The 9,173-nt window shown below is 33.6% G+C and carries 7 protein-coding genes; 4 read left to right on the forward strand and 3 right to left on the reverse strand.

Going from position 1 to position 9,173, the window contains the following annotated elements:
• The first annotated feature begins 41 nt into the window (after positions 1 to 41).
• A complete protein-coding gene (locus tag Q7P22_RS00695; protein ID WP_303859631.1) occupies positions 42 to 1,190 on the forward strand; it encodes a DUF4153 domain-containing protein in 1,149 nt (382 codons plus the stop codon).
• 165 nt (positions 1,191 to 1,355) lie between these two features.
• On the opposite strand, the gene Q7P22_RS00700 is transcribed toward Q7P22_RS00695, so the two are convergent.
• On the reverse strand, positions 1,356 to 2,783 hold the full coding sequence (locus Q7P22_RS00700; protein WP_113920586.1) for a DEAD/DEAH box helicase: 1,428 nt from the start codon (positions 2,781 to 2,783) through the stop codon (positions 1,356 to 1,358).
• A gap of 179 nt (positions 2,784 to 2,962) precedes the next feature.
• Between Q7P22_RS00700 and Q7P22_RS00705 the strand changes: the two genes are divergently transcribed.
• Positions 2,963 to 6,046 carry an FtsX-like permease family protein gene (locus Q7P22_RS00705; protein WP_303859632.1) on the forward strand — a complete coding sequence of 1,028 codons (3,084 nt, stop codon included), beginning with the start codon at positions 2,963 to 2,965 and terminating at the stop codon, positions 6,044 to 6,046.
• Positions 6,047 to 6,237: 191 nt separating this feature from the next.
• Here the strand turns inward: Q7P22_RS00705 and Q7P22_RS00710 are convergent, their stop codons facing one another.
• A complete protein-coding gene (locus tag Q7P22_RS00710) occupies positions 6,238 to 6,876 on the reverse strand; it encodes a B12-binding domain-containing protein (RefSeq protein WP_303859633.1) in 639 nt (212 codons plus the stop codon).
• 317 nt (positions 6,877 to 7,193) lie between these two features.
• Here Q7P22_RS00710 and Q7P22_RS00715 point away from each other — a divergent pair, with 317 nt between their 5' ends.
• Positions 7,194 to 7,781 carry a TetR/AcrR family transcriptional regulator gene (locus Q7P22_RS00715; protein WP_303859634.1) on the forward strand — a complete coding sequence of 196 codons (588 nt, stop codon included), beginning with the start codon at positions 7,194 to 7,196 and terminating at the stop codon, positions 7,779 to 7,781.
• A gap of 174 nt (positions 7,782 to 7,955) precedes the next feature.
• On the opposite strand, the gene Q7P22_RS00720 is transcribed toward Q7P22_RS00715, so the two are convergent.
• The gene (locus tag Q7P22_RS00720; RefSeq protein WP_303859635.1) at positions 7,956 to 8,663 is read right to left on the reverse strand and encodes a L,D-transpeptidase family protein; all 708 of its coding nucleotides are present in this window, start codon (positions 8,661 to 8,663) and stop codon (positions 7,956 to 7,958) included.
• Between the two features lie 251 nt (positions 8,664 to 8,914).
• Here Q7P22_RS00720 and Q7P22_RS00725 point away from each other — a divergent pair, with 251 nt between their 5' ends.
• Positions 8,915 to 9,112: a cold-shock protein gene (locus Q7P22_RS00725; protein WP_113920581.1), complete on the forward strand. Its 198-nt coding sequence runs from the start codon at positions 8,915 to 8,917 to the stop codon at positions 9,110 to 9,112.
• Positions 9,113 to 9,173: the final 61 nt, after the last annotated feature.

Raw genomic sequence — 9,173 nt, forward strand, 5'->3', positions numbered from 1 at the left:
GATTATAAAATCTTTTAAAAATATAGAAATAGGAAAGATACTTGGAGAGTAAAGATGAGCTTGAGAGTTATACTTATTCTAGGTCCTTAAAAGTCTTATTGCTTTATATCATCATCCCATTAATTAGCGTATACACCTTAATACTATATGTATACTTTGCTAAAATTCTCATGACAAGTCAGTGGCCAAAGGGTTTAGTATCCCATTTAGTTCTATGGTACTCATCTATTAGTGTCGGAGTGATCTTTTTAATATCCCCTATTTTAAAGGATAATCCTGTAGGAAGAATATTTAAAAATGTCTTTCCTAAAATAATTATCCCTATTTTGGCAATGATGTTCGTATCCATTGGTATTCGCATTAATCAGTACGGTATTACAGAAAATAGATACTATGTAGTACTGTTAGGTCTTTGGGTTTTAGGCATTATGCTTTATTATTCAATCGCAAAAAAGGCAAAAAATATCATCGTGCCCATTACTTTATCCCTTGTAATGCTCATAGCCATTTTAGGCCCATTAAGCAGTTTTTCTTTTGCTATAAGTAGTCAAAATAGTCGCTTTGATGAGATTTTGTTAGAGAACAATATGTTAGTCGATGGCGCCATTGTAGCGAATACATCTATTCCTTCTGAAAGCAAAAAAGAAATCACTAATATTATCAACTATTTTGAAATGTACCACCAATTTGAAGATTTAAAGTCCCTTCCTGAAAATTTTACTGTATCAGATATGGAATCGGTTTTTGGTTTTCCTTACAATCCTTATGATTATTTTGACAACGAATACTTCTATTATAATTTAGATATGAATGGAGGCTTCACTTTAGATATTACAAATTATGATTATTACATTAATATTAGCACATGGAATGAACAAATTATATCTACTAAAGACCTAGACATAAAATACTATAGAAATAACAACGAATTAACCATTAAAAAAGGAGAGGAAATTTTATTATCTCAAAATATTCTAGATTATGTATTAGATATTTATAAAAACAGTGATATTAAAGCTATAGAAAAAGGTATTACATCCTCTGTTGAAGATATGTCTATTGAAATCGAAAACGAAAAAGTAAAAGCAAAACTCATTTTCACTAGCATTAACGGTCAAGTGAAAGAGGATGTGGAAGAAGGAATACTACTTGAAAGTGCAGATATGATACTACTACTGAAAATAAAGTAAATTTTGTGGTTGGCCGGTTGGTTCGTTGGACGGTGGACGGAAAAACCTCAATAACTGAATGCTGAAAGCTGGGTCACCAAAGGTGACCGTAAGACGGAATGGTGGAACACCGTTCCGTGCTTTTGCTGACCACCTGACCACCTGACTACCTGACTACCTGACCACCTAGTTAACAATTTTCATCGTAAACTTCTTTCCCTTAATAGTAGAATTTTGTAGTCCTTTAAATGCCATCATGCCCTTGCCTTCAAAAATTTCTACATAGGTACAGGTGTCTTGTACATCTATTATTCCAATTTGATCTGCTTCAATACCTTCGATATGTGTCAATGCGCCCATAATATCACCAGGTCGTATTTTTTTCTTTTTGCCTGCATTGATTCTTATTCTCGTTATTTCTTTATTAATTTTTGCAGCTTTGTTCGTCTTTCGGATTACTGCTCTTTTAGGTTTAGAGTAAACGCTTTCTTCAAATGCTTCTTGCAAACTCTCTAGACTAAATTTTTCTATTTTATATCCTAGATAATCTTCTATTTCTTCAAATCTTCTGCTTTCTTTTTCACTTACCAAGCTAATAGCTACACCTTTATTATCTTTACGACCTGTTCGTCCAATTCTATGAACGTGATTTTCTCTCTCGTAGGGAACTTCGTAATTAATGACATGAGTAATATCTTCTACATCAATACCCCTTGCTGCAACATCTGTAGCTACTAAAAATTGAACTTCTCCTTTTTTAAAGGCGTTTATGGTCTGAAATCTCTCCCTTTGAGTCATTCCACCATGTAAGATAGCGCAAGAATATTTGTTTTTCTTTAAGATGTTTCCTATTTCCTCTGCCTTCTCTCTCGTATTGCAAAAGAGAATAGAGCTTCCAGTCTTTTCCGTATCGATAATTTTCATAAGAACAGATATTTTATCTTCATTATGGACTTTGTAGTAGTATTGTTGAATCTTTTCATGAGTAGTGTAGCTGGATGTAATCTCAATATTTTTGCTGTCTTTCATGTAAACATTGCATATTTCTTCAATTCTCTCTGGCATAGTCGCGGAAAATAATAAAGTGACTCTATTTGGGGGCAAAGTTTTGATAATTCCCTCTACTTGATCAATAAATCCCATATTTAACATTTCATCTGCTTCATCGATAATCAAGTATTTAATAGATGAAATATCTAAAGTACCTCTTTCTATATGATCCATTGTTCTACCAGGCGTCCCTACGACTATATGGACCCTTTGGCGTAACTCCCTCTTTTGCAAATCAATGGGATGCCTTCCATAGAGTGCAGTTGCCCTGACTTTTTTGAATCGACCGATGTTTTGAACATCTTCTTTAATTTGCAAAGCTAACTCTCTTGTTGGTGCTAAAATCAAAGCTTGAGGTTTTTTCTCTTCGATTTGCACTTTTTCACATAAAGGAATAGCAAAGGCTGCCGTTTTACCGCTTCCCGTTTGGGATTTTACGATCAAATCCCTCCCCTGCATCACTAGCGGAATCACTTGTTCTTGCACTTCCATAGGACTATCGTAATCTAATTTATCTAAAGCTTTAAGAACTTCATCGCTTATAGTAAAATCTGAAAATTTCATTTTATCACCTAATTTTTGACTTACCTTTCTTTGGCATTGTTTTCTAAACAGTAGTTTATTATACATGAAAAAAAGAGTGAAAACTACTCTTTTCAGAAATCCTCTAATAATTGACGAAATAAGAAAAGACTCTTATAATTTAATAATATGTAATTCACTTTAAAGTAAAAGAGGTCTATATGAAAAATACTATAGTAAAAGATACCCTACGTGAGATCAAAAAAAGTTTTAGCCGTTTTATATCCATATTAGCCATTATCGCTATAGGAGTTGGTTTCTTTGCTGGAATTAAAGCTAGTGGCAAAGATATGAAATTAACCGCTGATACTTATTACGACGAAAAACAATTAATGGACATTCGAATCCTTTCTACTATGGGATTTGACGAAAAAGATATAGACGCAATAGAAAAAACTGCTGATGACATAGATGTATATCCATCTCATTTTCTAGATGTATACGCTGAAAAAGGTTACGTGCAAGATACTGTAAGAGTACATACATTATCAAAGTCAACAAAAATCAATAGTGTACAAATCGTCCAAGGACGTATGCCTGAAAAATCTGGAGAGTGTGTTGTAGAATCTGCATTTCTTCGAGAAAACTTATACAATATAGGCGACACGATTAAACTTACAAATGAAGATGAAAATCTTTCTGATAATTTAGTAAAAGATGAGTATACCATCGTAGGAACCATATATAGCCCACAGTATATTTCCTATGAAAGAGGTCATTCGTCAATAGGAAATGGTTCAATAGACTATTATCTTATGATCCCAGAAGAAGATGTTTTGTTAGACGTATATACTGAGGTTTACTTATTCAGCGAATCAGCACAAAATCAATCTAGCTACTCATCTGCTTATGAAGACAAGGTTGACCAATTAGTAAAATCTTTAGAGAAAACCGCTGGTGTTCGAGAAGAAGGAAGATATAACGAAATTCTCTCTGAAGCCCAATCCAAATTAGACGATGCAAAAGGTGAACTACAAGATGGAAGAAAAGAATTAGAGGACGGTATTAAAAAAGCCAATAAGAAATTTGGGGATGCTCAGAAAAAAATTGACGATGGTCTAGAAACCTTAAAAAATCAAGAAAATTCTTTTTGGTCCCAAATTAATAGTGCCCAAAAGAAAATTGATGCAGGTCTTGAGGAGCTTTCTTTAGGACAAAAAGCCTATGAAGAAGGTTTGATTCAGTATAATCAAAGCGTAAAGGAAATAGAAGCAAACATAAAGTCCTTAAATGAAAATAAGGATAATTTGCCCCTTGAAGAATACGAAGCAGCCTTAGGACAGTATCAAGGAGCCTTAGCACTATTACAGGCTAAGGGCGAGGAACTCTCTCTTTCAAAAGAGCAGATAGATGCTGGCAAAGGTAGCCTTAATCAAGGACAAAAAGAACTTAATGTACAAAAAACAAAAGGAATCTCTGAGATCAATAAAGGAAAGGCAGAGCTCGCAAAGGCTCAAGAAACATTAAAGAATGAAAAAAATAAATTTACAAAGGAAGTTGACAAGGCAAACAAAGAATTAGGGGATGGCCAAAAGGAAATTGATGATGCACAAAAGGAGATTTCAGATATCGAAAAGCCAATCTGGTATGTCAATACTAGAGCCGACAATCCAAGTTATACGGAATTTGGTCAAAATGCAGATCGAATTGATGCTATTGCTAAAGTATTTCCTGTCTTCTTTTTACTCGTTGCCGCATTAGTAAGCTTAACAACTATGACTAGAATGGTTGAAGAACAACGTATGCAAATAGGGACATTAAAAGCATTAGGTTATAGCAAAATTTCTATTGTCTCTAAATACTTTTTCTATGCCAATTTAGCTAGTCTTGTAGGAAGCATATTGGGTCTTACCGTAGGATTTCGCCTTTTCCCATGGGTAATCTTTACAGCTTATGGGATTATGTACGATTTACCTTCTGTTATTACACCCTTCCATATGGATTTTGCTCTGTATTCTATTCTAGCTGCTCTTATATGTACTAGTTTGTCTGTCTACTTAGCCTGCTATAAGGAATTGCTTTCGCCACCTTCAGCTCTTATGCGCCCTAAGGCTCCAAAGACTGGAAAGAGAGTACTCCTAGAACAAATACCCATCCTATGGAATCGAATGAGTTTTACTACTAAGGTTACTGTGAGAAATTTATTTCGTTACAAAAAGAGAATGCTTATGACCGTTATTGGCATTGCTGGAAGTACATCTTTAATTTTGATCGGTTTCGGTGTTAAAGATTCCATATCAGATATTTCTAAAATGCAATTTGGAGAGATCTCTCATTACCAGATGATGACAGTACTAAAAGACGATGCAGACATGAATGAAATCCACAGAGTTTTTCAATCTCAGAAAAACATTACAAATTACTTGCCGGTTTATACAAATAGTACAAAAGCCTCAAACCAAGGAACAGATTATCCAATCACCATATTTGTGCCAAATGATGAAAATAAATTAAATGAATTTATCCATTTAAGGACATATGAAAACCATAAACCAATCAAACTAGATCAAGATGGTGTGGTTATTACAAAAAAACTATCTCTTTTGTTAGACCTTGATATTGGTGATGAGATCCAAGTAGAAGACTCTGATAATAAACCTCTACGTTTTGAAATAACTGGTATTGCAGAAAACTATATTTCGCATTATGTCTATATGACCCGTGACTATTATGAGCAGAGCTTTGATAAAAATATTACCAACAATGTGATTCTCTCAAATTTAAAAGACGATTCAGAAAACTACAGAGATCATTTTTCTGAAAAGCTCATGAAATCTGATGATATCGTAGGGGTTCATTTTACCCTAGATAATGTAGAAATATTTGATGATATGATTGTAAGCTTAAACATTGTCGTATTGGTCTTGATCCTATCAGCTAGCTTACTAGCTTTTGTCGTGCTGTACAATCTGACAAATATTAATGTTAATGAACGAATACGAGAGATTGCCACCCTAAAAGTTCTTGGTTTTTATGACAATGAAGTATCTGCTTATATTTACAGAGAAAATATTGCACTTACCTTTATAGGTATTCTTGTAGGAAGTGGGCTAGGAACTCTCCTTCATGAGTTCGTCATGCAAACGGCAGAAACGAATGATTTGATGTTTGGAAGAAATATTACAGTACAAAGTTACATCCTTTCAGCAATCTTGACTTTACTGTTCTCAATCATTATAAATATTGCAGTACACTTTAAGCTAAAAAAAGTACACATGGTAGAGTCTTTAAAATCTGTTGAATGATAATTTAGTCACCCGCATCCGTGTACTCCTTTAGGGTCATTTTTTAGCAAAGATAATTAATAAATACTACATGACGCAGGAAGTAAATTTTCGCTTTCGAAAAAAGAGGAGATACAAAAATGTATCTCCTCTTTTTTCCGCTCAAATTTTGTTATATGTAAGGTTATTTTAATTACTTAGTAATAGGTTATTTATGAAATCCATTTTTGAGATATTTTAACGCCTTCTGCTGCATTTGTAGTAAATGCGTCAGATCCGATATGGTCGCAAGCTTCTTTTGTTACAGGGTTTCCACCGATGATAATCTTAACATCATCTCTAACACCAGCTTCTTTTAATGCATCCACTGTATCTTTCATAGATTCAAGAGCTAATGTAAGTACGCCACTCATACCAACGATATTTGGTTTTACTTCTTTGACTTTTTCTACAAAAGCTTCCACAGGTTGATCAATACCTAAATCGTATACTTCAAATCCTGCTGCTTCAGCCATGCTCTTAAAGATGTTTTTACCGATATCATGTAAGTCACCGTGTACTGTTCCTAGTATAATACTTCCAGTTTTAGAAGTAGTTCCACTTCCAATTACTGGTTTCAAGGCATTGATTGCTTCAGTTAATAATTCTCCAGCAAATATCAAGTCTCCTACAAAATATTCGCCTTGTTCGAATAAATCCCCAACGATTGCCATACCATCTTGGCAAGCTGCAACAGCTGCTTGTCCTTCATCTTCACTTGGATTAGTAGCGACAAACTCTTTAATCGTATCTAATACCACTTCTTCATCTAGATTTTCTACAGCTTTTGTTAACGATTTCAAACTAAACATTATACACCCTCCTTGATTACATACTCAAGTATGTTTGAGTACATATTAACATGCCCTAGTATGCGTGTCAATATACTATACTATTTTATAACTTTTCATAATTATGTTCATATAAAATTTTACTAATACATTAATACCTTTCTAAAATCTGTTATAATATCTATATCGGTAACTAATCTTTGTAAAATCACATTACTTTCGATCCTAATATAAGAAAGTGAAAAGATTTCAGTCAAAAGTGTAAACAATCGCAGACGTAATTATTCATTGCATTCCGTATTTCTTAATAAAACAAATATATTTTTAGGGTTGATATTATGGGTAATAAAGGAAAGAGTACAAAAAAAGAATTACAAGATAAAGCATTTGAACTGTTTGAAAAAAGAGGTTACGACAATGTAACCATAGATGAAATATGTACAGATCTAGGTTTAACAAAAGGCGCCTTTTATTATTATTTTAAATCAAAGTCAGATCTATTATTAAAAAGCTATCGCAATACAGAAGGTGACTTGATGACTTTTTATAACAATTGTATACATTTGCCAGCTGACGAACAACTAAGGGCCATATTTGATTGGTATTTAAATCATTTTAGATTAGAGGATTTTCAAAATGTGACTATTATCCCACCTATACAATCAGATATCTTTGAACCTAGGGCACCCTTTCCTCACACAACTCAAAGAATTATCTTGGAAAACATCCTGAATAAAGGAAAACAAAAGGGCTGTTTTACCCCTACCATTCACTCAAGCGAAATAGCCCATTTTATCTATACTTATTTAATAGGCTTAGCTTGTCTTTGGAGTTATTATCAAAAGAATATAGATATTGAAGTAGAATTAAATAATTTCTACTTCAATATCCTACTGCCGATGCTTAAAGCGCCTTCAGCATTTTAGTTCTAAGTTCTAAATAAAAAGCATGGGGCGAACACAGTTCGCCCTTGCCCTTTCTCGCTTAAAGGCGAGTTTGGCTGCTTTTTCATTTCGCTTCCCCCTATCAAGTTCCGCTTTTTTCCCATCTAACTGACCAACCATTTCTTTCAGTTTTTAAGCTTTTTCTTACCACCTGTTTTAATATACAAACACCGTACTTCCCTTTGGGCTATTTTCATAGAACCATTTACTGTCATCTAGGCTCATTCGAATGCAACCGGCTGATGATTTTCTCCCTAGGGTATCATTGGTAATATTTCTATCCTTATCCATGGCTACAGAATGAAAAAGATAAGAGCCACAGTAGCGAACCCAGTACATTGCACCACTATTAAAATAATCAGAGTAGAACCACTCTCCCCTATCTTTGATCTTATATATTCCTGTTTTTGTAGGAGATTTATTATCTCCAGTAGAGCATATAATTGTCCTTTCTAATAGCCAGGATTCTGTGCCCTCGTTTTTCTTTAATACATAAGTTAATTGACGATCAATATCTACCCAAATAAGAGTATCTGTTTTGCTATCTAGTTTTCGCCATCTAATATGACCTTCTATTTCTTTTTTAGTAAGTTGGTTTCTATTTGTCGGCTCATTTTCTGGGATGTATAGTACTTCTCTTGGTACCCAACCTACTTTACCATTCTTTTTTTTGATTTGATACCAAAGATATCCTCGGTCTTGTTGTATTGTCACAATTTCTCCTGAAAAGACAGTATCCACAGTTTGAGAGTTGTCCACATTTTTCTCCCTCATAATAGTACCTTCTCGTAAAACAGCCTTTACTCTAGAGGGATGAACTACGTTTTTAAAAGGATTTACTGCTTTTCTTTCATCTATAGACATATCTCTACCCCTTTTCCAATACATTTTCCCTATTAATATATGAAATAGTAATGCTAAAAATGATAAAGAATTATTTGTTTGACACATATAATAAACTATGATATTATAAACAAGTACTTAAATTAATAGTAAATAAATTTAACATAAATGTTTTCAATTAGTTCTCATGATTGAGTATTATCCTAATTAGAAATGTATTTGTTATAGATATTTCATATATTTAAGGAATATAAATTAGGAGGTACACATACATGAATGGTACAGTAAAATGGTTTAACTCAGACAAAGGTTATGGATTTATTACAGGAGAAGACGGAAAAGACGTTTTCGCACATTTCTCTCAAATTAATTCAGACGGATTTAGAACTTTAGAAGAAGGCCAAAAAGTGAGCTTTGAAATTACTCAAGGTCCTAAAGGTCCACAAGCTGAAAATATTTCAGTTCTTTAATTAAAATAAATGAGGACCACCCGTCCAACGGGTGGTTTCCTCTACGGCTATAAGCCTTTGT

Source organism: Alkalibaculum bacchi (assembly GCF_937875145.1).
Taxonomy (GTDB): domain Bacteria; phylum Bacillota; class Clostridia; order Eubacteriales; family Alkalibacteraceae; genus Alkalibaculum; species Alkalibaculum bacchi_A.

Excerpts from the sequence above, each read along its gene's own strand:
- Q7P22_RS00715 (WP_303859634.1), top strand. The coding sequence starts at position 7,194 with ATGGGTAATAAAGGAAAGAGTACAAAAAAAGAATTACAAGATAAAGCA.
- Q7P22_RS00705 (WP_303859632.1), top strand. The coding sequence starts at position 2,963 with ATGAAAAATACTATAGTAAAAGATACCCTACGTGAGATCAAAAAAAGT.
- Q7P22_RS00710 (WP_303859633.1), bottom strand. The coding sequence starts at position 6,876 with ATGTTTAGTTTGAAATCGTTAACAAAAGCTGTAGAAAATCTAGATGAA.
- Q7P22_RS00700 (WP_113920586.1), bottom strand. The coding sequence starts at position 2,783 with ATGAAATTTTCAGATTTTACTATAAGCGATGAAGTTCTTAAAGCTTTA.
- Q7P22_RS00720 (WP_303859635.1), bottom strand. The coding sequence starts at position 8,663 with ATGTCTATAGATGAAAGAAAAGCAGTAAATCCTTTTAAAAACGTAGTT.
- Q7P22_RS00725 (WP_113920581.1), top strand. The coding sequence starts at position 8,915 with ATGAATGGTACAGTAAAATGGTTTAACTCAGACAAAGGTTATGGATTT.